The sequence below is a fragment of the Pseudoalteromonas sp. AS71 genome, assembly GCF_038900275.1.
GTDB lineage: Bacteria > Pseudomonadota > Gammaproteobacteria > Enterobacterales > Alteromonadaceae > Pseudoalteromonas.
In genome coordinates, this window is sequence record NZ_JBBMQZ010000001.1 from 159,159 (window position 1) to 183,035 (window position 23,877).

The following is a 23,877-nucleotide window of genomic DNA, read 5'->3' on the forward strand; positions in this document are numbered from 1 at the left end:
GATCTGCTGTTTAGTATTTTATGGATGTGTGAGCGCCTCTTTATTTTCATCTGCCACGAATAAATTAACTTCCTCTGTATGCTGGCTTACGCTATTTCTTTTTAGGGCGATGTATAGGTCTGAGTGAATGTATATGCCCTCTGTTCCTGACTTCATACCGGCAATTTCAAATCATGAGAGCAGCTGGCGTTTTCTGCCTGCAAGTATAAGCCTTATATCGCGCTTTTTAAATATAACGTCGAGGTCGGCAATGATTGGTATTTTCTTTTATGTGATTAAAGTGATTGCTAAATTAACTGGCATGAGGTTGAACACATGGTTCATCCACAGTAATTTAAGCATAGATCCAAAGAAATAAAAAACGGGCCTTCATGAAGTTATAAGTATTCACATACAAATTATTTAGGCTAACTTAAAGCCATATATCCTAAAACTTGACTCCGAGGGTATGCTATTAATTTAACACCTTGTTGATAGCTAGGCTTATCAACAAGGCGATACTGAATTATTAATTTTTAGTTGCTTCGAGGTTTGAAATATTTTTTGTATATTCTACACGGTGATTTATATGGACATTAATTATTGTAGTGCAGAGTTCGCAACAAAAATAATAAGGTTATAATAATCGATGAATTTAAATAGGTACTAAAAGTATTAAAAAACAAAGGATAACCCCTCCACCTCTAATTTACACGTAAGCTTATTTACTTTGGGAGTTGAGTTATTACTCGTCAATCAAGTTGGTGTTAGTCTTGCAACTGCTTTTATGATGATAAAGTGAATTTATTAGTCGTATTTTCAATTATCAATAATTTTTATTAATTAGTGTTAGTAGTTTTACTAAACCACTATTTATTTAATGCGGAGATAATAGCCATGAAAGCGAATATAAGCAGTGGAGATAAAGCCACTAAAGTGGGCGGTATTTTTAACAGCGAACATAAAGCTAAAGCAACCTTTGATATTTTAAATAATGACGAGAACTTTGTAAAACAAAGCATAAGGCTAATTCCACCTCACGATCAACATTACGATGAAAAGGTCGAGCCTGAAGATAAAAAAATTGCTAAAACTATGTTGAAATCACACTTAGTATTTGCCGTAGTTGGTCTTGTTGTTGGTGTGTTCATTGCCAGTATACTCTTTTTATTAGAGTTTGAATTTTTACAACAACACATCCTAGAAACATATGTTTCGATAAGTATTCTTTGTACTTTTGTTGGTGTACTAATTGCTGGAGCTTTTTCGTTAAGGCCAGATCACGATGATTTGATCAATAATATAAGAGAAGCAACTCGCTCGGGTCTGTGGGCGATTGTTGTACATACTGATTCCCACGAGGAAATGGAAAAAGCAAAAGATCTTATGCAGCCACACGCTGTATCAATATCGACGACTTTATAATGCTAATTGATTTAATAATTTAACCAACAAGGTTGTATAGTAGCGTTGTTGGTTAAACCGTATTATAACTTAGCTGCTCTATTGACGTGACTTCATTATCAGAAGCCTGTTAAGAATTTAGTTATTTTAGCCCATTAAATAGCTTATGTAGTGAATTGAAAATAACTTACACAGTTATAGGGGGCTTAGCTGTTCAACGAATAATAAAATACAGTGACTCTTTTTTATTTTTATTGCCGTTTATAATTTACAACACGGCTAATTCTTCCTAATTGGTATGCGCTTCAAATAAGTCAACTTCGTCGGTAGGCTGGCTTACTCTATTTTTTTGTAGCGCAACATATAGATCGGAGTGAATATATATACCTTCTTTTCCTGACTTCATTCCTGCAATATCAAACCACGAAAGTAGTTGGCGTTTTCTACCTGCAAGTTCAAGCCTTATATCGCGCTTTTTAAATATAACGTCGAGGTCAGCAAGCATAGCCATTACGCTTAAATCTAAGTGAGTAAAGCAAGGCACAGCGTCAATTATTACACATTGGGTGTCGTCTTTTTGCCTTGCGTATTGCTCAAGTAATCTGCGTTTAAAGTAGCTGGCATTAAAGTAAGTTAAAGGTGAATTAAAGCGATAAATAAACACGCCTTGGACTGCCTTTGCTTTATCTGTGGCGTCTAAGCTTCTTACTACTCCGTTAACATCTACGCCGAGTATATTGTCGGTTGGGCGCATAACAGTGCGAATAAATTGAAATAACCCCAGTAATACAGCAAGTGTGATCCCTGGTATAACGCCAATAAATAACACCGCAAGTAAGGTGGCTGAGGCGAGATAAAATGCCTGTTTATCTTTTCGTTTTAATTGCCAAACAGCTTTTAAATCGAGTAAATGAACAGAAGCAATAATAAGTACAACACCCAGCGCTGCGCTTGGAATAAACTCAAGCGGGGCTGTTAAAAAAACGGCTATGACCGCGATAATAGCTGCTGCAATTATTGATACTAACTGCGTTTTTCCGCCTGTGGCATCGTTAACTGCGGTGCGTGAGTCGGCGCCACTAACTGCAAAACCTTGCGAAAGAGCTGACGCTATATTGGCAATACCTAGCGCTCTAAATTCCTTATCGGCATCTATGTCGTAGCCATTTTTAGCAGCAAAGCTGCGGGCAGTTAGCATCATACTTACAAAGCTCACGATGGCTAAGTTAAGTGCGGGTACCACTAGCTCACGAATAATTCCTAAATCAAAAACAGGAGTATTAAAAACGGGAAGCCCGCCAGTTACGGTGCCAATAGTTTTTATATCAAGTTGTTTTAAATCAAAAATCCATACTAAAATCGCACCAAATGCAATGGCAAACATTGATGCAGGCCACGTGGGTTTTATGCGTCTCATGGCAAAGTAAACCGCCAATGTGAACAAGGCCATTAACAAGGTGGGAACATGTGTTTGCGCTAGGTATGTGGGTACACCACCTAGGCGTTCAAGTAGGTAGCGCTCGTCAAAGGTAAAACCGAATACTTTAGAAAATTGACCAACAATAATAGTGATGGCTACGCCATTTAATAAGCCCATTAAAATAGGTTTAGATAAAAAGTCTGCTAATACGCCTAGCTTAAATTTACTAGCTATAAAACACCAAAAGCCGGTCATAGCGGTCATGGTGACAACAAGTTGCCAATGTTTAAAGCTGTCACCTGCAGCAAGAGGGGTTACTACGGCTGCAATAACGGCGCAGGTGGCGGCATCAGGGCCAACTATTAGTTGTTTGGAAGTGCCAAAAAGAGCATATAGCATCATTGGCAGTATGCAAGAGTATAACCCTACGGCGGCGTTAACACCGGTTAGTTGCGCATAGGCTATGGCAACAGGTAAAGCTACGGCAGCTACCGATAGCGCTGCTCTTACATCATCAGCAAACCATTGTCGCTCGTAGTGCAGCAATGTATCTAAACCCGGCATAAAATTATATAAACGCGACAGCACTTCAGTATCCTTGCTAATAGTTACAACGTTTTGATAGTAAATTTAATATTCAAATAAGTATAGCTAGGTGGGAGTGTTTTTTACGTAATACCCACTGTATTGAATTAGTTATTTACTATAGCGATGGAAGGTTATTTAACTCGGTAGACGACCACCTTTAACTCGGTAGGCGACCACCTTTAAAATTTATTATTTATAATTTACAATTGCTTAACTAACATCCTAAGTCTTTTAAGTTATACATAAAGTCTTTAAAGGTAAAAGTAGAAGGAAAGTTTTCTATTAATTTAACTTCCCTAATTGCTGTAACCCAATTGATTATAAGTTTAATGAGTTAAGGTAGGGGAGTATTGCAGGATAGGGGCTTGCACCGTAACTGTGATACACCCTAATAGGAAACAATAAACTTTAGCGACTAAAATAAAGTTTCACCGGTGAAACTCAGTCGCTGGATGAAGGTCTTGTGTTCTATTTTCTGCTATCAGTTAATAAATATTAATTATTTATCACTACACTTTCGTTTTTCGATAATTCTAAAGTGTTGAGCTATAAATGCTTTTCAATTGATATTAAAAGGGAAATTAAATGACTTTAAAAACAACACTTCTTTCAACCATTCTTTTATCTACGTCTACCTTCTCAGGTTTCGCTTCAGCCGCTGACGTTGAAGCCGGTGTAGTTAAGCGTGTAGTGAAAATAGGTAATTCTTCATCATTAGCTTTGAATGCACCAGAAAGTAATAATATAAGAAAGGCATCATCAGTAGCACGAGCCGCCGCAAGTGGTGTTACTTATTTTGAAATTGGGATTGTATATTCAACAAATTATGGTCAAGAAATCATTCAAGAAACTCAAACTTCTACCGGAGATCATGGCGGGGCTACGTTAAATGTATATCTATGGCAATATGGTTACGGAAATCCAACCAACGCTACAATGAATGGTATTTCTAAAGCCGCAGGATATACTCAATCTCGATGCGGCAGTGATTTGCATGTTTGTGCCTCTGGTGAAACCATAACAGGTTGGTTATATGGCTATGATTTTAGTGGCCAAGAATCAGGGCAATTTAATGTTGGTACGAACTCAACAGCATCCCCGTTTGGTTATTGGAGTGATTCAATTTATATAAATTAAAAGTTTAGCTAAATGGGAAGGGGTATCTTTTTCTTCCTCTTTAGCTAGATAAACTTTGTATTGTTTCTAAAATATTAAGCGCTCTTACTCTTAGTTGCGAGTCTCTTCCTGCCATTCCAAGTGACTGATCAAACTCCACTGATTTTTTTGCTAATGCTACGGTGTCATATTTTTCATTAGGGTCAAAGTTCATTTTAGGCGGTGCTCTAAGAGCCAAGCCTTCTTCAGGTGTTACTAACCCATTTAATTCCAAAGTGGAAGACATCTTAGATAATTCATTATAAGACATATTTTTAGGGTCATAGTGTTTGGCTATTTCTTGCAATTTACTCTCAGCATTAAGCCCTGCTTCACTAATTGTAATTTTGTCTGCCGTATTTTCATTTTTGACCGGAGTATTCGAGCTAGTTGTAGTATGAGGTGCATTACTTTGCGTTTGATAAATATGGCTTGCTTGGCTGTTACTGTTAATTAGCATGTTAATTCCTCCAGTGAATATGCTTTTTATGGGGTTATAGATAATAGAGCAAAAAACGAGCCAATAAAAAGGGGTAGTAATGCTGGCTTTAGTCTGGTTTTTACCATTGAGTGGGAATAATATTGCCGCTCTTTGAATCGTGGCGGCAAGGAAGGGGGGCTAACTTTTCTCTGATATTTAAAATAAAGCTTTCAAGTAGGCAATGTTAAAATGAAATATTGGGATTGAGATTGATACAAAAATAAGGGATATAAAAATTAATATCCATTTCAATTTTTTGAGTTCTTTTAGGTGATTGGCATTCTTAAGCGATTCATTTAGCCGCTGAATATTTAGTTCAACTTCGTGTACAGTTTCCTGAGCGACGTGCGCTAAACTTTCAATACTATCAACAGAGCTTTTTAAATTTCTCTCTGTTGCTAGTATATGGGTATCAACGCTCTTACTTTCCAGTGATTTCTTCACATATTCAGATAAAGAAATACCTTTCTTTTGCGCCTCACTATTTAAAGACGCTTTTAATTTATCGTCAATTCGGATGCTTAGAATAGCCATTCTAAAATACCTCTGGTGTATACGGGGGTAAACAAAGCGTATACGCCTATTTTTAAAGGAGCAACAGGTTATTTTAGATGAAAACTGTGTATGACAAAATGAGGTGATAGGCACGCCGTCGACTGTCGACAAATTACTACGTAATTTTCTACAATCGCGTGCAAAGGGGGCTCCCCCTTTAATCCCTTTTAAACATTAGAATAAAAATAATAGCCCTTGCACTTTTATCTCAATTGAATACAATCGGTGTATATACAATTGTAATTACAGGTGTGCTATGGGTACTATTAATATTCGTGTTGATGATGATTTGAAAGTGCGTTCTTATGCAGCATTAGAAAAGTTAGGTATAACTCCCTCTGAACTATTAAGACAAACATTAGAATATGTTGCACAAAGAGAAGCTTTACCATTCAAATCTGTGCTATTAACTAGTGACGACGAGGCGCTAATTGCTGTTGCAAAAGCCCGTTTAGCTGAACCAAAAACAGGGGTAAAGGTTTCGCTAAATGACCTATGAGTTAGAATTTGATCCTCGAGCGCTCAAGGAGTGGCACAAATTAGGTGCAACCGTACGTGATCAATTCAAAAAGAAGTTGTCAGAAGTCTTAAAGCACCCTCGGATTGAAGCGAACCGACTAAGAGAGCTGCTAGATTGCTACAAAATTAAGCTGCGTAAAGCAGGGTATCGCTTGATATATCAAGTACAGGATGAAAAGGTTTCGATTCTTGTTTTGGCTATAGGGAAAGGAAACAAGTCAGAAGCTTACAACGATGCAGAAAAACGAGTTTAGCTAAAACCCCTCAAATTTCATTTGGTCATCTACTCGATAAGAGAATCTTAATTTAGTTGCTTTGCGCTGCTTTCTTTCGATGATTTCAACGCTTATATTTTTTATTTCTGTAGTGTCTTTAATTGTCTCAAGGCTTCGTTTTATAACTAGCTTATTCAAATCTTTAAATAATGGGTATGAGTAAACTCTTTCCTTGTTCTTTGTTGTGTATAGTCCTAATTCATCTTTAAGCTCATCGACACCTATTTCAAAATAGCGGTCTTTCTTTTCGCTTATTTTCTGGCGTAGGAGTTGATATAAGTTACTTGCGTTTGTGTCTTTTAGCCGTGTGCTCGATATTAAAACTTGGGTGGTATATTTGCCCTCTATCATGCAAATATACGGCTTCATTTGACGGCTAAAGTTAATGTCTACGTAACCGCCACCGTCCTCATAGTCGCAGTATTCAGTGACGTTAAGTATACGATACCTTTGCCGCTAGGTTTCCTCCAAGGCTTATCTCCAGAGCGTGGTATGGGTGGTAAAAGCTGATCTTTCGGAATCCCTATTATTTGTTTTTGTAAGTCCAGAGTCGCGGATTGTAGTTGCTCATAGGCTGTGTTCATTTCTAGCTTGGCTATTTTCGCGTATTCACTAGCATAAATTCGGAATACTTGGCCTTGCTTTACTATTTTTTTAGAGTCCAGTTGAGCTATGGCCATAAATAAAACGCGCCTAGATGACAAGGGCATCTTAGATAGTGTTTTGTTGATATCGGTCTTATGCCGAACTTTCGTTTTACTAGATGTGTTTACTAATTCCATAAGGGATTTTCTTTATTTTTTGCGACCTCCTACAGGTTAAGGGATGGTTTACTTTTAGTTAATACCACCTTTATATTTTTATCCACAAGACTCGGTAGAATAATCATGTTTTTAATAAGGTTTGTATAATATAAAGCTACTTTTTTATAGGCGTAAAAAAGCCTGCATAAAAGCAGGCTTTAGTGTCTAGGGAAAGTTAAAATTTAGCGCGAATACCAAAGCTGTAACGGCGATCCGCTTCAGTGTACTTCCAAGCACCACCTAGTTCAGATAGGTAGATTGAAGGCTCACCCGTTAAGTTAGTCGCATTACCTACTAGCGTAATGTTTTCGTTAATATCCCAGCTTGCAGAGAAATCTAACTGACCTCTGTCGTCACGGTAGTTATTACCGTAAACAGTGCCTTCTGCTGAAATACTGCCGTCTGAGTTAATGTTTTCTACACGTTTCTCGTTTTCAGTATCTAAGAAACTGTCACGGTAGTTATAAGCGATACGAGTAGAGAACCCTTCGTATTCCCAAAATACTTGTAAGTTGTACGTATTTTTAGAAATATCTAATAACGGGTTTCCGTTTGGTTGTTCGCTGTCTGCATACGTGTAGTTTGCATTAATACCTAAGCCAGAAAATGCACCAGGTAAGCTTGTGAAGAACTGTTGGTAACCAACTTCAAAACCTTGTACTGAGCCGTTTTCACCGTTTACATTTTTAACTGTATCGATACCCGTTAGTCCTGCATCACGCAAGCCTGCAACATGGTTAAAGCCATCTGCATCTACAGGGAAGTCAGTTGCATCTGAGTAAACTAGGTTGTCTTGTGATACACCTGCAACGTCAAGCTGACATACTTGGTTCCACTGAGTTACGTTTTGACCTGTTGAAGTGCTTGATGCAGCTTGACAGCTACTTTCGTTACTTAAGAAAGACTCAACATCTTTATAAAATACTGCGAAAGATAGTACGTTACCTTCATCAAAGTAATGCTCTACAGATAAGTCGTATTGTGTTGCGCGGTATGGTTCTAAATCAATAGAGCCTTGCGTTGCACCTGTAATGTCATTATTAACGTCAAAGGCAGGGCTTAGCTCGCTAAAGTCAGCGCGGCGCATAACTTTTGCTGCAGCAAAGCGAAATAATGTTTCGTCTGAGTAGTTATATGTAACGTTTAAGCTTGGTAAAAAGTCGCTGTAGTCATTATCGCCAGTTATTTTCTCGCCATTAAGGAAAACGCTTGATTCTAAATCTGTAGTTACATAACGACCACCCACAATCGCAGTAATGTTATCAAAGTCTAAGTAAGCTGAAACGTATACGGCAGCTGTATCTTCAACTACGTTACGGTATGCGCTTTCTTGGAACTCTTGGTTATCTGAAAGACTACCTGTTGACGCTAGGTTAGTACCGGCAAGTAACTGCTGAAGTTGAGCATAAGTATTTGCAGGGTTAGATAAACCGTTGTAGCTTAAAAACGTTAGTAGGTCGTTTTGTCCCGAATGACCTAATTGATCAAAAGAGTTGTCGTGGCTAACTGTTGTAAAGCTATTTGAAAATGCAGCGTTGTAGTCATCAACCCATAACGTGGCTAATGAACCATCTGAATCATTAAATGCATTTTTATAAATGTCTTTAATTTCTACTTTGTATTGCTCATATTCGTAATCACGATTAGTAACACGTACACCTGCTTTTACTTTAGATACCCAGCTTAAGCTGCTTAGAGGTTCAAACATTTCAACATCAAAACGAATAGCTGTTTCGTCATTGTCTGTTCTTCTATCTTCACTTTTAAACGTACGTAGTGCTAAGTTTTGTGGGTCAGTAAATGCATTTGGATCTGAATGAATGATGCTTGGTAATTTATTACCGTTTTGAGAAAATGCACCATCATATAAATGGTTTACTAAATCAACACCGCCGCTTGCTTCAAATGTTGATTTTTCGATTGGGCGAAGTGTAAATTCAGAATCTGGTCTTACACTTTCTGATGATGCTACCGCAATTTCACCAGAGATTTTTATACTGTCAGTAAGGTTCCACTCTGCACCAAGTGCATTTGAAAATGAGTCGGTTTCACGAAAGTCACTGTATGTTTTAGGAATACCAAATTCGTTGGTTAACGTGTAATTATTTACGCCGTTAGCATCTTGAGTTGTATTTGCATCTGTTGATAGTGAACCTGCAACACCTAATATAGAGTTACCACTTTGCTCACCAGAGCGTTTAGTGCCACTTAAATCTAGATACACCATGCCATTACCAGATTGCGGTGCCCACTGAAGTGATAAATTTACAGCAGTACGTTTACGTTGTTCTACGTATTGTTCAACACTGTGCTCGTCTCGTACGATAGCGTTGCCACTTGATGTATTACCTTCTTGGCCATTAATTTCGATGTCTTGAGGTTTAACACGGCTAGACGTTTCATCTTGACGAATTTCGCGATCTTGAAACGAAAACATAGCAATGGCACCAAAGGTACCCATTTCATCAAAATCCCAATTGTTACCAAGTGAACCGCTAAAAATAGGCGCTACTTTTTCTGTTTTATCAGCGTACTCACCATCTAATGAAACAGCACCAGTTAGTTTATCTAGCTCTAATGGGCGAACCGTTTTTAGACTAACTGTTCCGCCTAATGCACCTTCAATCATATCGGCAGTAGGAGACTTAACGACTTCTACCGTTTTTAAGAAACTTGATGGGTAATCTTGTAAGCTAATACCGTCACGAGAGTCACCAATAGTAGAGCGACCATTTAATTCAACACGGTTTTGAGGTAAGCCACGAATCGAAACACTGTCACCCACACCAAAATCGGTATTAATAGATACACCAGTAATACGTTGCAGTGCTTCTGCAATATTATTATCAGGTAACTTACCAATGTCTTCAGCAACAATCGCATCTACAATACGTCCGTCAGTACGCTTAAGCATAGCGGCGGCTTTCATACTACCTAGCATGCCTTTTACTTCAATAACTTCAATATCTGCAGCTGCTGTTTCTGAAGCTGTCGGAGCCTCTTGCGCTGCAATAGTAGAAGAAGCCATTAATAAAAGGGCTGCTGCACTGATTGTTGTAGAGCTACTTCTTTTATGTTTATTAATTAATGTTGAAGTAATTTGATTGAGTTTCATGTATCTCTCCCGTTTGGGTACGACTTACGTCATTGTGTGTGTTGTTACTTGGTTTGGTTAACCAATTTAACTGCTGTTTCCCTGTAGTGTGTCATACAGGTGGTATGGTTGAAATTAGTCCAATTCAGCTTTTATTACAACCTTTGTTTACCAAAAATTCACAAGGTGTATTACAAAGTGTTCTTTTATTTTGCTTATATTTAATAAATTTAATGGCTTATGCTGTATTTTTATTTTTTATATTTTGAGTGAATTTTATTGAAGTATGTTTACCAAAGGCGTTTTTTTATATTATTTGTACTATTAAATACATTTTTTAGTACTGTTTTTAAATTTTATGTCGTACTTTTATACGTATTTAGTTTGTTTTTTAAGTGATGTTAAAATGATAATATGTTCATTGAAGGTTGGGTATGGCTTATAAATTTACGAAATAGTGAGGAGTATAAAATCATTCAATTTTCTATTGGTTATTTTTTGGTAATACCAATTTTCTATTGTTTTTATATTAATTTTGTATTAGAGCTTACTGATACATATCTATATATGATAATAAATAGAGTGATTTTTACGCAAAAAAAAGCCCAGCATATTAATGCTGGGCTTTCTTAGATTTAATATATTAGCTTTTTAGCTCGCCTGTAGATGATTCTAAATGGGCTCTAATAAACCACTGAAATTGCTCTAGGTCAGCTAATTGGCTGGTGATCATATCTTCAGACACTGGATCTAGCTCAGAAAGAGTCTCAATTGCTTTGCGATGATCGGCATTAACGCCGTTGTATACTTGATCAAGTGCGGCTAAATGCTCGGTTACTAACCCTTTACCTACTGAGTATTCGTTCCATGTACGACGATCTACAATAGATCTAGGCGTACCGACAGGTACTCCACCAAGAGTCGCAATTCGCTCTGCAATGGTATCTGTCATTTCGCGGACAATGTCTACCTGTGGGTCTATCATTTCGTGTACGCCAATAAAGTTTGGTCCCACTACGTTCCAGTGAATGTGCTTTAAAGTAAGCTGTAAGTCTATCAATGCAACCATGCGGTTATCGAGCTTTGCTATTGTTTTTTGAGCTGATTCGTCACTCATACCTGGCGCGGTAAATTTAGTTGTTTTGTTTGATTCGTTATTGTTACTCATAATTTCTCCTACTTAAGTAATGTGTTGCTCATATAAAATGTTGCGTTATGAGCGTGACTTAAACTTAATGAAGCAACTGCTATGCCGTAAGTGAGTTTTTTAAAAATAACCTTAAAAACATGGTGTTATGTTTTTTATTGAGGTTTTAGGTGATGAAGGGAGCATTTGATTTTTGAAAAGCCTGCATACATTTGTAAAATCTGCAGACTTTATTTTAATAACGCTTAAGTGAATTTAAATTTTGGCTATATATTCATTCGCTTTTAAAACATCGAACGGTACTATTTCTAGCGCTTTTTTATTTGTGGCTTCAAGTACCACTGGCGGCGCGACATTAGCCGAAATTGCATGCAGCCACCTTACTGCACATAAGCACCATTTATCACCGGCTTTTAAACCTTCAAAATCGTAAAGAGGGTTTGGGCTTATTAAGTCGTTACCTTGCGATTTTGAAAATTGTAAAAACTCATCAGTCATAATTGCACATACACTGTGATTCCCAAGATCTGATTCTGGTACATAACAAAACCCTTCACGTGTGTAACCACCATTACCGCAACATAGTTTTAAACGTGTGCCAAGCACATTAAATTGATTCGCCATGAAATACCTTAATTTGTGGTGTTTGATAAATTTACTCTATCAGGAGTAACTCGCTTGAGATAGTTATAAAACTTAAAAGAGGGAAGGGGGGTTACACAAACTTAAGCCCGCAGCAAAATTGCGGGCTTAGTATTATTTAATACGCAGTGCCATACAATCGCTATGGCCGTTTATGATCATGCTTTTATCAACGCGTACGCCACCACCAGAGTATTTTCCGGCAGCTGTAAAACTACATATTTGTACAAAGTAATCATCTACTTTGGGCAATGCAAATAACTGTTGATATATTTGGTCTTGCTCTGCAAAGTGCCCAGTTGTTTTTTCTATAACTTGCTGCTGTTCATCAACAAGTTGAATATTAGCGCCACAGCGTCCTACTATTGGTTTAACTACATATCCGGTTTGTAATAACTCGTCGTTAAGATCAAACGCGGTATTAAGTAAATATTTATGATTAGGGAATAAGCTCCACAGTATTGGCAAAATAGCTTTGTTACTAGGAATTAATGTCCACAGCGGTTCAAACACCATGACATTTTTACGCAGTAATACATCAACTAAGCGTGGCGTTTCACCAATTTTGAATTGTGGTTCAAAGTTATCACCTAATGATTGATCGGCTTCGCATTCTTCACGGATTTGATCAAGTGCGGTTTCCCACGACCACGTTTTCCATACATAACTCAGTTGTGCGCCATCTGCATCTATTATGTTGCCCGATTCATTCCAGCGAAGTGTGCTTAAGCCAATTACTAACTTACACTCAAAACCAGCTGCTTCAATGGCTTCTTTCATAAATAATGCATGGTAATGCTCTTCTGGTTCATCATCTTGCAGAATATGAACAAGACCTTTTACCTCACTTTTACGCCATGCCTTTACTAGGTCTTTAAATAAATTTTGGCCTGCATCTACACCTGTTTTAACACCAAAGTGTTTTGCCCATTTACCCTGAACCTTACCGCTTTCCATATAACACGATGCCGAATCGCAATTGTATTCGTAAACTTTTAAACCTGCTGTGGTTAGAGCAAAGTCAAACCGACTGGTAATTAATTGGTTTAAGCGGTTATCCCACGATTGGCGAATTTTATTAAGCACAACATCGGGTAAATTGAACTTTTTTAATAACTCAGGGTGCTGCAGTACATAGTCGGTTGCATGCATAAATAAGCCATGTAGCTCATTTGTAGCATGCTCAATGCTTTGCTGCGCCGTTTGAGATATCGCAAAGTAATTATGTTGATCCTCAGCTACTGATGTAAGTTTATGGCCTTGCATCATTTCTACGTAGGCAGCTTCATCGTCATTCGCAATATTTAACCATGACTTGTTTGCTTGGCCTGTATCTACTGCTTTATGGGCTTCTATAATAAATAAGTCGGTGTTTAGCTCTGACGTTGGCTCAGCATATTCTGTTTCATCAGTTTGTGTCATCCAGCCTAAAATAGTGGCGTCGCTGTAAGAGCACTCAATCCAATAGTCGCCATCTTTAGTTACTTTTGCTTTTAGTTCACGACACCAGCTTTGATCTTTTGGCCATATTTGATGCCCTACATTTTGCTCAGCAAGGCGTATTTTATCTTCATATATTTCAACAACGACAGCAACATGGCCTGTTTCTTCAAACTCGCCACCTTCTTCCCAAATAAGTAAGCTACCTACCTGAGGATGATGTTTAGCACCGTTTTTAAACGCGTTTAGTGGCAGTCTGTTTTGACTATTTACATCGCGCACAGAACGCAGCTCAAAAATATCGTAAGCCATAGCAATATCATCAAAAATATAACTATGGTTGAGATACATCCATCGACGTGCAAACTCAACGCATTGCCATTTATAGCCCATGTAAATGCCATCAAGGTAACTACGAAAGGCGCTACGATTAGGATAAATACTTTCGTCAGCCGTATCATAATCAGATGAATAAACAGCAACATTACCAGGTGCATAACCTAATAAGGTACCAAAATCACTAGCAGGAGCAGAAGATTTCATAAACAAAGATGTTCAAAATAAAGGTGTGATAATTTGCTGACTATATGAGCGAAACTGCGTTATAGCAAGATATAAAATATGTTTTTACGAAGGAGGGATAAGTAAAAAATTACTCACTCATTAAAGAGTGAAAATACGGGAGAGTACTTTTACTAATAGTGTTAGGTTTGGTGCTTTTTTGCCTTTTAGCTAGTTGAACGTTAGTAATATTTTTGACGTAATTATTACTGTTTAAAATTCAACTAAAAAATGGAGAAGCTATAGGTAGCTTCTCCATTTTTATTATTCATATTTAGTGCTTTTTATAATGTTTAAAGCAGGTTAACGCGCTGCTAAATCATTTCAGCGTCTATATGGCGTATAAGGTTTGTTACCCAATTAACATACTGACGGTGAATTTTTTTGCCGTTGTAGTTTAAGTTAATTGAGTCTTTATAGTTGATTGAGTATGCCGTTTTGTCATACGCAATATCGATTGTTAATTGGTGTGTGCGAATATCCAGTACACCTTTTATTTTACCTTCACTCATAGGCGTACACTTCCAACCAAGCTGAATACATGCTTTTAGAATACCTTTTTCTACGTCAGCTTCACTGTTGGTAATTGTTGATGTTTGCGGAATAGGGTTTTGTTCAAAGTCTCTTACTGCAACAGATGTTGAACAACCAGCAAGTACAGTAAGTGCTGCCGCTGTAAGTAAAATTGAGTACTTTTTCATAATAATCCTTTGTTTTTAATTTCATCCAATTGTGTTGTCTCGCCAATATATGCGCGCTTAGGTGAGATTATCGGTAAATTTATAGATGAGTGCCAGTAATAATTAGAAAATTAAGAGAGTTAACCGAGATTTATCTCGGGTATTAGCTTTATTTATGAACTAGTTGAAGTTTAATTATTTAAGCTATAAACCAAGGATTGATAGCAAAATTATGGGTGAAAGATTTACGTGAGCGATAACATGTATTGAGGGTAACGCTCTTTCTTTATGTTTTAAATTACTCCTATAGTCGTACTTTAGTTAATTTTTTGTTAAACTTTTGCGCTTAGTATGGATTGAAGCTAGTTAAAAGTTTTTAAAACAGGAAAAACAATGGAAGACATAATAAACAACATTGATATTAATCAATATTTACCCGCTGCAATTACGTGGGCAACCAACATATTACTGGCGATTGCAATTTTACTTGCGGGCTTGTGGTTGGCAGGCAAAGTACGCAATTTAATTATTGGCTTATGCCACAAATACACTCACCTTGATGACACGCTTTTTCGCTTTTTAGGCAGCATGGCTCGATACATCATATTAGCGTTCGTTATTATTGCTGTGTTAAATCGCTTTGGTGTACAAACAGCTTCTATTATTGCTTTACTCGGTGCCGCGGGACTTGCTATAGGCTTGGCGTTACAAGGTGCAATGTCGAACCTTGCAGCAGGCGTTATGTTGCTAATATTTAGACCTTATAAAGTGAATGACTTTATTGAGGCAGCAGGGCGCTTTGGTAAAGTAACTGAGGTCGATATGTTTACTACTATTTTACAAACGTTCGATAACCAACAGGTTATTATTCCAAATAGTCAAATTTGGGGCGCGCAAATTATAAACCATTCACATCATCCAATTCGTGGTGTGGATATGCATTTTGGTGTTGCTTACGGTGAAGATACAACGGCTGTACGTAAAGTTATAGATGCCGTACTTGAAGCGCATCCACACATACTAAAAGACCCAGCTCCTTTTGTTGAAGTAGAAACACTTAACAACAGCTCAGTAGACTTTTTAGTAAGACCTTTTTGTAAGGGCGAGCATTACTTCGATATTCTTTACACAGTGCCAGAGTTAATTAAAAAAGCACTAGATGAAAACAACATCGAAATACCTTTCCCACATCGTAAAGTTATTTTAGTTAACGAAAGCAAAGATTAACTAAATTTAAAATGATTTAAATCTAAGAGCACTTTTAAGTGCTCTTTTTTTGTCTGAAAAAGTTACATACCTGTGTAACTTTTTCTTTTATAAACCACCTCAAATACTACATTGTTATCTGTACAGCCCTTTCTTACTAGGTTGGATGGCTGGTCTTTATTTTGCATTTGCATAGTCGCTTTTAGCTTTAAAGCTCATAAAAACTATTGACCCATTAAATCAAACTGTATGAAGGACTCAACATGGCTGAATCATTTAAATACTCAGGTAATAAAGGACATGGCGGCGAATTGCATCAAAAGGCGTCGGACGAACATCCTACCATGACCACCGCGCAGGGCTGCCCTGTAAGCGACGATCAAAACTCATTACGTGCAGGCAAGCGTGGCCCAGGATTATTAGAAGATCATATAATGCGCGAGAAGATCTTTCATTTTGATCACGAACGCATTCCTGAGCGAGTAGTGCACGCTAGAGGTTATGGTGCACACGGATATTTTGAAACTTACGACACGCTTGAAGATTTAACCTGTGCGGATATTTTTCAGCGAAAAGGTGAAAAAACGCCAGTGTTTACTCGCTTCTCTACGGTTGCAGGTAATAAAGGATCACCAGATTTAGCACGTGATGTACGCGGTTTTGCGGTTAAGTTTTATACCCAAGAGGGAAACTGGGATTTAGTGGGTAACAATATACCGGTATTTTTTATTCAGGATGCAATGAAGTTTCCTGATTTAATTCATAGCGCTAAAGCCGAGCCTGATCGTGGTTTTCCGCAGGCGCAAACAGCACATGATAACTTTTGGGATTTTGTGAGCTTGTCACCTGAGTCAATGCACATGGTTATGTGGGCAATGTCTGATAGAGCTATTCCGCGCTCGTTGCGCTTTATGGAAGGCTTTGGTGTTCATACCTTTAAATTTATTAATGCCAAAGGCGATGAAAAATTTGTTAAATTTCATTGGAAGCCAAAAGGCGGTATGCAATCGGTAGTATGGAACGAAGCACTTAAGCTTAACGGCGCCGATCCTGATTTTCATCGCAGAGACATGTGGGAATCAATTGGTAACGGCGACTTCCCTGAATGGGAGTTAGGTGTGCAAGTGTTTGATCAGCAGTTTGCTGATGAATTTGAATTTGATATTTTTGATGCCACTAAGCTTATACCAGAGGAACAAGTACCAGTACAAATTGTTGGCCGTATGGTGCTTGACCGTGTTGTCGACAACTTTTTTGCAGAAACAGAGCAAGTTGCATTTTGTACTCAAAACATTGTACCAGGGCTCGATTTTACTCCCGACCCGCTACTGCAAGGTCGTAACTTTTCATACTTAGATACTCAAACTAAGCGTTTAGGTGGGCCTAACTTTACGCACATTCCGGTCAATGCTCCTAAATGCCCAATGCGTCATTTTCAGCAAGATGGCCACATGGCAATGCACAATCCAAAAGGGCGTGTAAATTACGAGCCAAACTCGTGGAGTGGCGGTGAAAATAACCCGCGCGAATGCCCGGTACATGGCTTTAAAAGCTCAAGCGAGCCTGAAGTAAGCGGCGGTGATAAACTGCGTTATCGCTCAGAAACATTCAGCGATCACTACAGTCAAGCTCGTCAATTTTATTTAAGTCAAACAGAGGTAGAGCAGGCGCATATTCAATCTGCGTACGTGTTTGAGCTTTCTAAAGTTGAGCATTTACCAATACGAGAACGTTTGGTATCGCACTTGTTAAATATTGACGAAACCCTTGCAAATAAAGTGTCCGAAGGACTTGGCTTGCAAGAAATGCCAGACCCAGCAGAAGCTGCTATGCCAACACGTAAAGACTTACCTGTGTCTGATGCATTAAGTATTTTAAAAAATGCGCCAAATACATTTAAAGGGCGTAAGTTAGGTATTTTAGTGAGTGACGGGTTTGATGCAGAAATTTTTGAATCGGTTACTAATTCACTTGAAAGTGAAGGCGCAAACTTTGAAATTATTGCCCCACAAGTCGGCGGTGCTAAATGCAGTAAAGGTAAGCACTTTAAAGCAGACCAGGTTATTAATGGTGGTCCATCGGTTTTATATGATGCGGTACTTGTACTAACCACCGAAGAGGGAGCTAAAAAACTAGCTGCCATTGCAGAAGCCAAAGACTTTGTAAGTGATGCATATGCACACATGAAATTTATAGGCTTTACAAATGAGGCTAAGCCTTTATTTAAAGCGGCAGGTCTTGATGGAAAAGCAGATGATGGTTGGATAGATTTAGAGGCACATTCAGCCGATAAATTTATAAATACATTGCGTAATTTAAGATATTGGAAGCGCTAGTCGATATGGGTTAGTGATAAATAAAACCACAGCATGTAAGTGTTGTGGTTTTTTTAAGCTCACCTAGCTAAGGTATTAGTTCAAGCCAACAATAAAATTGGATATATTATGAAGCTTAATGGCGCTTGTCACTGTGGCAAAGTGGTATTTACAGTCAACTCAAAACACCCTTATCCTTACAATTTATGTTACTGCTCTATTTGTCGTAAAACCGCAGGGAGCGGCGGGTTTGTTATTAACTTGAACGCGCAATACAGCACGCTTGAAGTCACAGGGCGTGAAAACATAACTATTTATCATGCAAAAATAGGCGATAAAATCAGCCCAGCAGAGCGTCATTTTTGTAAGCATTGTAGCGCTAACTTGTGGTTATACGATGCACGTTGGCCTGAGCAAGTTCACCCCTTTGCAGGTGCAATAGATAATGAGTTACCCATACCGCCTGAGCAAGTTCACCCCTTTGCAGGTGCAATAGATAATGAGTTACCCATACCGCCAGAGCGCACTCATTTAATGCTTGGTAGTAAAGCAAATTGGGTAAATGCGCCCATTAATGAAGGTGACAAGCAATTTGAAGAGTACCCTGATGAAAGTATTGCTGCTTGGCATAAGCGTTTAAACCTCGAAAAGTAACGCAATTTTTTGTATGAGCTAAGCTTAAATTTAGGGGGCAATTAAACGCATATTTAGTTAATTAAATATTAAAAATCACCGTGTAAGTAAAGGAGAATATTATGGCAGTCTCAGCAATACCAAAAGGGTTTCATTCAGTTACACCTTATTTAATTATGAATGACGCACAAAAAGCGATAGATTTTTATTGTGATGCATTTAGTGCAGAACACGTAATGCAAATGCCTTTACCTGATGGTGGAATAGCCCATGCAGAAATAATAATTGGTGATTCGCATATTATGCTTTCAGATATTGGTTCTGAAGAGTATTTAAAAAGTCCAAAAGAACTCGGTGGTACAGCGCTAAGCCTTATGCTTTATGTTGAAGATGTTGATACCGTATTTAAAAAAGCAATTGAGCTTGGTGCAACACTAATAAGACCCGTACATGACCAGTTTTATGGGGATAGGACCGGCACACTACAAGACCCATTTGGTCATATATGGAACATTGGTACGCACAAAGAAGATGTTAGTGACGAAGAGTTAAATAATCGAATTGGGGATATAACAAATCAAGAGCAAGACGCATAATTAGCATGCTAATCAGATTTATGTACCTCCCTAAGATATGCCGAGAGCTTTAATGGAAGGCTTTTGCTTCAGCTGAGCTAGGTTTCATCTTGTTATCGAAACCGTTTTTTTACCTCAGAATAGCTCATTTAATTAAGTGAATTGGTATAAGTTACTAGTTAATTTTTAGACATAAAAAAACCTCAGCCAATAATTAGCTGAGGTTTAAAAAGTGGTACCAGCGGCCGGACTCGAACCGGCACTCCTTTCGGAAGGGGATTTTGAATCCCCCATGTCTACCAATTTCATCACGCTGGCATAATTTTTCTTTAATCTTTTAAATATAAAAAATAAAGAAAAACCACTTAAAATAAAAAGGATACTTATATACCTCTTATTCTGTATCCGCATTATACAAACAAAAGAGGGGGCGGCAAGCCTTTTCTTTTATTTGCATAAACAACTGGTTGATAATTAATCGTTTATAGTAAAGATATTTAACAGGGAATTTTTTTAAGTCTTTTTAGCTGATACAAAAAGCGAATGTTTTAGGTTATGAGTGCTATTAAACTTGTTATGCGATTGAATACATAAGCAATTGAACTATTGGTAATAGTTAATCGTATTACAATAATTATTCCTGCTTTATTCCGATGTTGCGTTTAATTCAGGTATTATTTGTACAACAAGGTTTTTAAGACATTACATATGATTCAATTAAGTGCCAAGCAGAACATTCAAGCGATTGTTAAAGCAATTAAGGCAGAAGAAGTATCACTTCGTCAAAAGCACCCATTACTTGCACATCAAAATACCTTAGGGTTAATTATTTTATTGCTATCGCTTAGCGCATTAATTGGTGTTGGTGTTTTATATTATTTAGCCATCATACCTGCTTGGGTATGTATAGTACTTGCGGCTATTGCGGCGTCTATTTCCCATGAATTAGAGCACGACCTTATACATAAACAATACTTTAGTAATCAGCCGTTCATGCATAACTTTATGATGCTAACTGTATGGTTAATGCGGCCAAATACTATTAGCCCATGGTACCGACGTAAAATGCATTTACACCACCATAAAAGCTCAGGCACACAACAAGACCTAGAGGAACGCTTGGTGGGTAATGGTATTAAAAACCCATTTTTACGTGCGCTAGTTATTGTAGATGGGTTATTAGGGTTAGTTATTTCTACTAAACGTTTTAGAAAAGAAATTAATGGCTTTAGTTTTTCGAGTGTTTTTAATGCGGGGTTTCCGATAGCGACTGCGTATTTTGCTGTTTTATACAGCGTTATTCTATTTCATATTGTTGGTTTATTTATACCACTTGCGCTAAATTCACCTAACTGGTTGTTAAGTACAATGAGTGTGTTTGAATTTTTAATGGTCGTACTTATTGCGCCTAATATTATTCGCTCAAGTTCACTTAATTTTGTCACCTCAAGCATGCATTACTATGGTGGTGTTAGTAATATGCTTGAACAAACACACGTACTAACGAGTCGTTTATTTATGCCGTTTCACTTGTTTTGTTTTAACTTTGGTAAAACGCATACCATCCATCATTTTGTGCCAAATCAGCCGTTTTATTTACGCCAAATGCTAAGTGATAAAATACTTAAAGTAATGGCGCAGCATAACGTGCGCTTTAACGATTTTGACAGCATTAAAAATGCGAACGCTTACAAGGCATAACCTAAAACTTCAGTAAAAACCGTTATTACATAGGTGCTCAGTTGCCTATGCAATAACGTATGATTGCCTTAGTTGGATATAAAGCTAAAGCAATCATCTATAAATTAATCGGCTCTTTTAAATCGCTTTTTTATCAATCCAAATAACTTTGCTATTCCAAGCGTTAATAACATCGGCACACCAATTAAAACGAGTTCTTTTACAAATGGTAAAATATACATCAATATCGGTGCTATATTCGGCTTTTCTCCTTCAGCTGAGCCGTGGCTATAACCTTGTAGGTTTATTTGCATAGCCCAATCTGTTCGCTCCAAAGCCACCAATATCAGGCTCACTAAAACAGATACAATTAAAACGATGCTGGTGCGGGTTTTCCACTGTTGTTTTAAGTACTTCATTATTTAGCCTCCTTTGCAAACATGCGTTTTGTTAGCTTTAATATCCATCCCAAATTAAGAGCTAAATGAACACCTAACATCGGCATAATAAAAGTGGCCGAATCGTGATGTATTTTTGACCAAAAATCTTGAATGTTTAAACTAATATCAAGCGCAGGAAGTAGAGCAACCGACGGTTTAAAGTGGGACAAGCGTACTAACAAAATTTATATTACATACTTATTTGCTAACGCTATTTATAGTATTGATATGCAAGGTAAATTAGAGTTACTGGCACAAAATGGCAATACCACAGGACTTCATGGGGAGCTTGATGCACCATCTGAATTAATTGTTCGTGGTAAAGATATTATTATTATGAATTTTGACGCCGTGTTCGACAGCCCTAATATAGTTAACAAAAAAGCTTACAATCCACATACTTTATCGGTAATTAAGCTTAAATAACAGATTGCTAGCTGTTTAAAGTTACTAATTTAAATAGCTGCTTAGAGCAGCTATTTTATATCAGGGTTTCAGTTAATAAATAACCTGAACTTTGGATAATAAACCTCTTAACCAAGGTTCAGGTTAAATAAGTCCGGTTGAATTGTTACATCAAGCAATCTGCTTTAGCTCTAAATATAGTCGGCTACATCAAAAGCTTTACCTGTTTGGTTACTTTCAATTGCGTGTCTAAATGCTTTAGCTGTATCAGCAGCGGTTATACCACTGGTGCTATCCATACCCATTATCTCCATCGTTTCCTTTACAAAATGAGGACTTACGGTATTTACGCGTAATGTGCCTTCAAGTTCTAATGCCGCCGCTTTAGCGAATGAATCTAGCGCTGCATTTACCATGCTTACAGCTGCTGAACCAGGCGCAGGATTTTGTGCTAAAAAGCCTGAAGTAAAAGTAAAACTACCGCCTTGATTAATGTACTTAGTTGCAACATGAAATAGTGTAATATTACCCATTAATTTATTACCTACAGTTGTTGTGTAATCTTGCTCACTTAACTCGTTTATAGGTGCGAAGGCAATTAAACCTGCAGTAGATATAACCGCATCAACATTTCCTACTTTTTTAAATAATGCTTCTATAGAGGCTTTATCTTGAATGTCTACCGTGTGTTCGCTGTTTTTAAAGCTCGCTTTAATAACTTGATGATCATGAAGGTCTGCCGCTATTGCTGCTCCAACTATGCCAGATGCGCCTATTAATAATACTTTCATTTTTATTACCTTTGACAATGTATTTTGTGAATGTAAGGTAATAATAAACTCGTCAGTAAAGATGAAAAATAACAAATAAATAATATTATTTGTGATATTTTTAGAATAATAGCCAAGTGTAATTTAGCGAGTAAGTAATGGATTTATTAAAATCAATTCAGGTATTTGAGCAAGTAGCCCAGCAGCAAAGCTTTAGTCGCGCTGCCGAGAGTTTAAACTTAGTGCCCTCAGCCGTTAGCAGGCAAATTAACGAGCTTGAAAAATGGCTCGATATTAGGTTAATAAACCGTACTACACGCTCATTAAGCTTAACCGAAGATGGTAAAGCATATTTGCTTAAGCTCAGTGATATTCGTGCACAAGTCACCGAACTTCGCCGCTCCAAAACACAGCAACAACAAATTAAAGGGCTTATAAAAATTACAGCTCCCATAATGATTGGGCAATATATGCTGCCGGTTGCATTAGCTGAATTTAAAGAGCTGCATCAGGACGTTGATTTAGCAATTTCACTTATGAATCGTAAAGTAGAGCTGGTGGAAGAAGGTTTTGATTTAGCTATACGCGTAGGGCACTTAAACGACTCAACAATGGTCGCGCGTAATATTGGTAATATGCGCTTTAAAACGGTAGCAAGCTCTCACTATATAAACACTCACGGCATGCCCAGTACGCCTAAAGATCTTAAAAACCATCAATGTTTAATAAACACCGCAGTAACTAATGCCAAGCGATGGTCGTATTTAATTGACGGAAAAAGCACAGTAATAAAAGTAGCTGGTAGCCTTGAAGTTAACGATTCTCAAAGCTTAAAAGCCTTTGCTATAGCGAATCAAGGTATTGCTCAGCTGCCTAGTTTTTACGTTGATGCGGCAATTCAATCCGGTGAGTTAATAGAAATATTAAGCGATTATGTACCAAGCCCATTACCCGTGAATTTACTCTACCCGTCGCAACGTTTATTAAGCCCAACTGTCCGCGCTTTGGTGGACTATTTAGTGCCATTTTTAAATCAACAAAAGCAAAAGTGGTAGGTTTTATTAGCGCTAAAACTTCAAACTAAAAATAGATAAAACCAGTGTGAAGTGA

22 protein-coding genes, 1 tRNA gene and 1 pseudogene are annotated in these 23,877 nt (G+C 37.6%); 11 read left to right on the forward strand and 13 right to left on the reverse strand.

The features are described from left to right. Positions 1 to 18 precede the first annotated feature (18 nt). A pseudogene (locus WNY98_RS00830) lies at positions 19 to 255 on the reverse strand (sodium-independent anion transporter); the annotation flags it as partial. A 621-nt stretch (positions 256 to 876) separates the two neighbouring features. Between WNY98_RS00830 and WNY98_RS00835 the strand changes: the two are divergent. Continuing rightward, on the forward strand, positions 877 to 1,404 hold the full coding sequence (locus WNY98_RS00835) for a hypothetical protein (RefSeq protein ID WP_076923665.1): 528 nt from the start codon (positions 877 to 879) through the stop codon (positions 1,402 to 1,404). A gap of 268 nt (positions 1,405 to 1,672) precedes the next feature. Here WNY98_RS00835 and WNY98_RS00840 read toward each other — a convergent pair whose 3' ends face one another. Beyond that, positions 1,673 to 3,391: a SulP family inorganic anion transporter gene (locus WNY98_RS00840; RefSeq protein WP_342876863.1), complete on the reverse strand. Its 1,719-nt coding sequence runs from the start codon at positions 3,389 to 3,391 to the stop codon at positions 1,673 to 1,675. A 585-nt stretch (positions 3,392 to 3,976) separates the two neighbouring features. Between WNY98_RS00840 and WNY98_RS00845 the strand changes: the two genes are divergently transcribed. After that, on the forward strand, positions 3,977 to 4,528 hold the full coding sequence (locus WNY98_RS00845; RefSeq protein WP_342876864.1) for a DUF4879 domain-containing protein: 552 nt from the start codon (positions 3,977 to 3,979) through the stop codon (positions 4,526 to 4,528). Between the two features lie 40 nt (positions 4,529 to 4,568). Here WNY98_RS00845 and WNY98_RS00850 read toward each other — a convergent pair whose 3' ends face one another. Further along, on the reverse strand, positions 4,569 to 5,006 hold the full coding sequence (locus WNY98_RS00850) for a hypothetical protein (protein ID WP_024604752.1): 438 nt from the start codon (positions 5,004 to 5,006) through the stop codon (positions 4,569 to 4,571). Between the two features lie 177 nt (positions 5,007 to 5,183). Beyond that, positions 5,184 to 5,561 carry a hypothetical protein gene (locus WNY98_RS00855; protein ID WP_290192010.1) on the reverse strand — a complete coding sequence of 126 codons (378 nt, stop codon included), beginning with the start codon at positions 5,559 to 5,561 and terminating at the stop codon, positions 5,184 to 5,186. A 277-nt stretch (positions 5,562 to 5,838) separates the two neighbouring features. Between WNY98_RS00855 and WNY98_RS00860 the strand changes: the two genes are divergently transcribed. Beyond that, the gene (locus WNY98_RS00860; protein WP_342876865.1) at positions 5,839 to 6,081 is read left to right on the forward strand and encodes a type II toxin-antitoxin system RelB/DinJ family antitoxin; all 243 of its coding nucleotides are present in this window, start codon (positions 5,839 to 5,841) and stop codon (positions 6,079 to 6,081) included. Then, positions 6,071 to 6,355 carry a type II toxin-antitoxin system RelE/ParE family toxin gene (locus WNY98_RS00865; RefSeq protein WP_342876866.1) on the forward strand — a complete coding sequence of 95 codons (285 nt, stop codon included), beginning with the start codon at positions 6,071 to 6,073 and terminating at the stop codon, positions 6,353 to 6,355. Before WNY98_RS00860 ends, WNY98_RS00865 begins: the two co-directional genes overlap by 11 nt. Here WNY98_RS00865 and WNY98_RS00870 read toward each other — a convergent pair whose 3' ends face one another. The 6 genes from WNY98_RS00870 to WNY98_RS00895 all read right to left on the reverse strand — a co-directional run bounded on the left by WNY98_RS00870 (position 6,356) and on the right by WNY98_RS00895 (position 14,764). Further along, positions 6,356 to 6,817 carry a replication initiation protein gene (locus WNY98_RS00870; protein WP_342876975.1) on the reverse strand — a complete coding sequence of 154 codons (462 nt, stop codon included), beginning with the start codon at positions 6,815 to 6,817 and terminating at the stop codon, positions 6,356 to 6,358. It abuts the gene before it with no gap. A 537-nt stretch (positions 6,818 to 7,354) separates the two neighbouring features. Beyond that, complete coding sequence (locus WNY98_RS00875) at positions 7,355 to 10,294, reverse strand: TonB-dependent receptor (RefSeq protein ID WP_342876867.1); 2,940 nt, start codon at positions 10,292 to 10,294, stop codon at positions 7,355 to 7,357. A 622-nt stretch (positions 10,295 to 10,916) separates the two neighbouring features. Continuing rightward, on the reverse strand, positions 10,917 to 11,441 hold the full coding sequence (gene dps, locus WNY98_RS00880) for a DNA starvation/stationary phase protection protein Dps (protein ID WP_342876868.1): 525 nt from the start codon (positions 11,439 to 11,441) through the stop codon (positions 10,917 to 10,919). 234 nt (positions 11,442 to 11,675) lie between these two features. Then, positions 11,676 to 12,044: a DUF2237 domain-containing protein gene (locus WNY98_RS00885; RefSeq protein ID WP_342876869.1), complete on the reverse strand. Its 369-nt coding sequence runs from the start codon at positions 12,042 to 12,044 to the stop codon at positions 11,676 to 11,678. A 132-nt stretch (positions 12,045 to 12,176) separates the two neighbouring features. Beyond that, entirely contained in the window at positions 12,177 to 14,045 is a 1,869-nt protein-coding gene (gene gss / locus WNY98_RS00890; protein ID WP_342876870.1) for a bifunctional glutathionylspermidine amidase/synthase, read from the reverse strand. Between the two features lie 332 nt (positions 14,046 to 14,377). Continuing rightward, positions 14,378 to 14,764, reverse strand: coding sequence for a hypothetical protein (locus WNY98_RS00895; protein ID WP_170071729.1), 387 nt, complete (start codon positions 14,762 to 14,764; stop codon positions 14,378 to 14,380). A gap of 372 nt (positions 14,765 to 15,136) precedes the next feature. On the opposite strand from WNY98_RS00895, the gene WNY98_RS00900 reads away from it, so the two are divergent. From WNY98_RS00900 to WNY98_RS00915, 4 genes are all read left to right on the forward strand, one after another. Further along, positions 15,137 to 15,970: a mechanosensitive ion channel domain-containing protein gene (locus tag WNY98_RS00900; protein ID WP_076923657.1), complete on the forward strand. Its 834-nt coding sequence runs from the start codon at positions 15,137 to 15,139 to the stop codon at positions 15,968 to 15,970. Between the two features lie 242 nt (positions 15,971 to 16,212). Next, positions 16,213 to 18,285, forward strand: coding sequence for a catalase (locus WNY98_RS00905; RefSeq protein WP_342876871.1), 2,073 nt, complete (start codon positions 16,213 to 16,215; stop codon positions 18,283 to 18,285). A 108-nt stretch (positions 18,286 to 18,393) separates the two neighbouring features. Further along, the gene (locus WNY98_RS00910; protein WP_342876872.1) at positions 18,394 to 18,918 is read left to right on the forward strand and encodes a GFA family protein; all 525 of its coding nucleotides are present in this window, start codon (positions 18,394 to 18,396) and stop codon (positions 18,916 to 18,918) included. 101 nt (positions 18,919 to 19,019) lie between these two features. Next, a complete protein-coding gene (locus tag WNY98_RS00915; protein ID WP_342876873.1) occupies positions 19,020 to 19,493 on the forward strand; it encodes a VOC family protein in 474 nt (157 codons plus the stop codon). A gap of 212 nt (positions 19,494 to 19,705) precedes the next feature. Here WNY98_RS00915 and WNY98_RS00920 read toward each other — a convergent pair. Further along, a tRNA-Leu gene (locus WNY98_RS00920) sits at positions 19,706 to 19,790 on the reverse strand. Between the two features lie 390 nt (positions 19,791 to 20,180). Between WNY98_RS00920 and WNY98_RS00925 the strand changes: the two genes are divergently transcribed. Next, positions 20,181 to 21,173, forward strand: coding sequence for a fatty acid desaturase (locus WNY98_RS00925; protein ID WP_342876874.1), 993 nt, complete (start codon positions 20,181 to 20,183; stop codon positions 21,171 to 21,173). 104 nt (positions 21,174 to 21,277) lie between these two features. Here WNY98_RS00925 and WNY98_RS00930 read toward each other — a convergent pair whose 3' ends face one another. Then, a complete protein-coding gene (locus WNY98_RS00930; RefSeq protein WP_342876875.1) occupies positions 21,278 to 21,571 on the reverse strand; it encodes a hypothetical protein in 294 nt (97 codons plus the stop codon). Between the two features lie 132 nt (positions 21,572 to 21,703). Between WNY98_RS00930 and WNY98_RS00935 the strand changes: the two genes are divergently transcribed. Further along, positions 21,704 to 22,018 carry a hypothetical protein gene (locus tag WNY98_RS00935; protein ID WP_342876876.1) on the forward strand — a complete coding sequence of 105 codons (315 nt, stop codon included), beginning with the start codon at positions 21,704 to 21,706 and terminating at the stop codon, positions 22,016 to 22,018. Between the two features lie 170 nt (positions 22,019 to 22,188). Here WNY98_RS00935 and WNY98_RS00940 read toward each other — a convergent pair whose 3' ends face one another. Next, on the reverse strand, positions 22,189 to 22,788 hold the full coding sequence (locus WNY98_RS00940) for a short chain dehydrogenase (protein WP_024598856.1): 600 nt from the start codon (positions 22,786 to 22,788) through the stop codon (positions 22,189 to 22,191). 137 nt (positions 22,789 to 22,925) lie between these two features. Here WNY98_RS00940 and WNY98_RS00945 point away from each other — a divergent pair, with 137 nt between their 5' ends. Then, positions 22,926 to 23,822, forward strand: a complete 897-nt coding sequence (locus WNY98_RS00945) for a LysR family transcriptional regulator (RefSeq protein ID WP_342876877.1) — start codon at positions 22,926 to 22,928, stop codon at positions 23,820 to 23,822. Positions 23,823 to 23,877: the final 55 nt, after the last annotated feature.

Coding starts and splice junctions, on each gene's coding strand:
- WNY98_RS00860 (WP_342876865.1), top strand. CDS start 5,839: ATGGGTACTATTAATATTCGTGTTGATGATGATTTGAAAGTGCGTTCT.
- WNY98_RS00865 (WP_342876866.1), top strand. CDS start 6,071: ATGACCTATGAGTTAGAATTTGATCCTCGAGCGCTCAAGGAGTGGCAC.
- WNY98_RS00915 (WP_342876873.1), top strand. CDS start 19,020: ATGGCAGTCTCAGCAATACCAAAAGGGTTTCATTCAGTTACACCTTAT.
- WNY98_RS00935 (WP_342876876.1), top strand. CDS start 21,704: ATGTTTAAACTAATATCAAGCGCAGGAAGTAGAGCAACCGACGGTTTA.
- WNY98_RS00875 (WP_342876867.1), bottom strand. CDS start 10,294: ATGAAACTCAATCAAATTACTTCAACATTAATTAATAAACATAAAAGA.
- WNY98_RS00930 (WP_342876875.1), bottom strand. CDS start 21,571: ATGAAGTACTTAAAACAACAGTGGAAAACCCGCACCAGCATCGTTTTA.
- WNY98_RS00835 (WP_076923665.1), top strand. CDS start 877: ATGAAAGCGAATATAAGCAGTGGAGATAAAGCCACTAAAGTGGGCGGT.
- WNY98_RS00895 (WP_170071729.1), bottom strand. CDS start 14,764: ATGAAAAAGTACTCAATTTTACTTACAGCGGCAGCACTTACTGTACTT.
- WNY98_RS00905 (WP_342876871.1), top strand. CDS start 16,213: ATGGCTGAATCATTTAAATACTCAGGTAATAAAGGACATGGCGGCGAA.
- WNY98_RS00850 (WP_024604752.1), bottom strand. CDS start 5,006: ATGCTAATTAACAGTAACAGCCAAGCAAGCCATATTTATCAAACGCAA.
- dps (WP_342876868.1), bottom strand. CDS start 11,441: ATGAGTAACAATAACGAATCAAACAAAACAACTAAATTTACCGCGCCA.
- WNY98_RS00910 (WP_342876872.1), top strand. CDS start 18,394: ATGAAGCTTAATGGCGCTTGTCACTGTGGCAAAGTGGTATTTACAGTC.
- WNY98_RS00855 (WP_290192010.1), bottom strand. CDS start 5,561: ATGGCTATTCTAAGCATCCGAATTGACGATAAATTAAAAGCGTCTTTA.
- WNY98_RS00925 (WP_342876874.1), top strand. CDS start 20,181: ATGATTCAATTAAGTGCCAAGCAGAACATTCAAGCGATTGTTAAAGCA.
- WNY98_RS00845 (WP_342876864.1), top strand. CDS start 3,977: ATGACTTTAAAAACAACACTTCTTTCAACCATTCTTTTATCTACGTCT.
- WNY98_RS00940 (WP_024598856.1), bottom strand. CDS start 22,788: ATGAAAGTATTATTAATAGGCGCATCTGGCATAGTTGGAGCAGCAATA.
- WNY98_RS00900 (WP_076923657.1), top strand. CDS start 15,137: ATGGAAGACATAATAAACAACATTGATATTAATCAATATTTACCCGCT.
- WNY98_RS00885 (WP_342876869.1), bottom strand. CDS start 12,044: ATGGCGAATCAATTTAATGTGCTTGGCACACGTTTAAAACTATGTTGC.
- gss (WP_342876870.1), bottom strand. CDS start 14,045: ATGAAATCTTCTGCTCCTGCTAGTGATTTTGGTACCTTATTAGGTTAT.
- WNY98_RS00945 (WP_342876877.1), top strand. CDS start 22,926: ATGGATTTATTAAAATCAATTCAGGTATTTGAGCAAGTAGCCCAGCAG.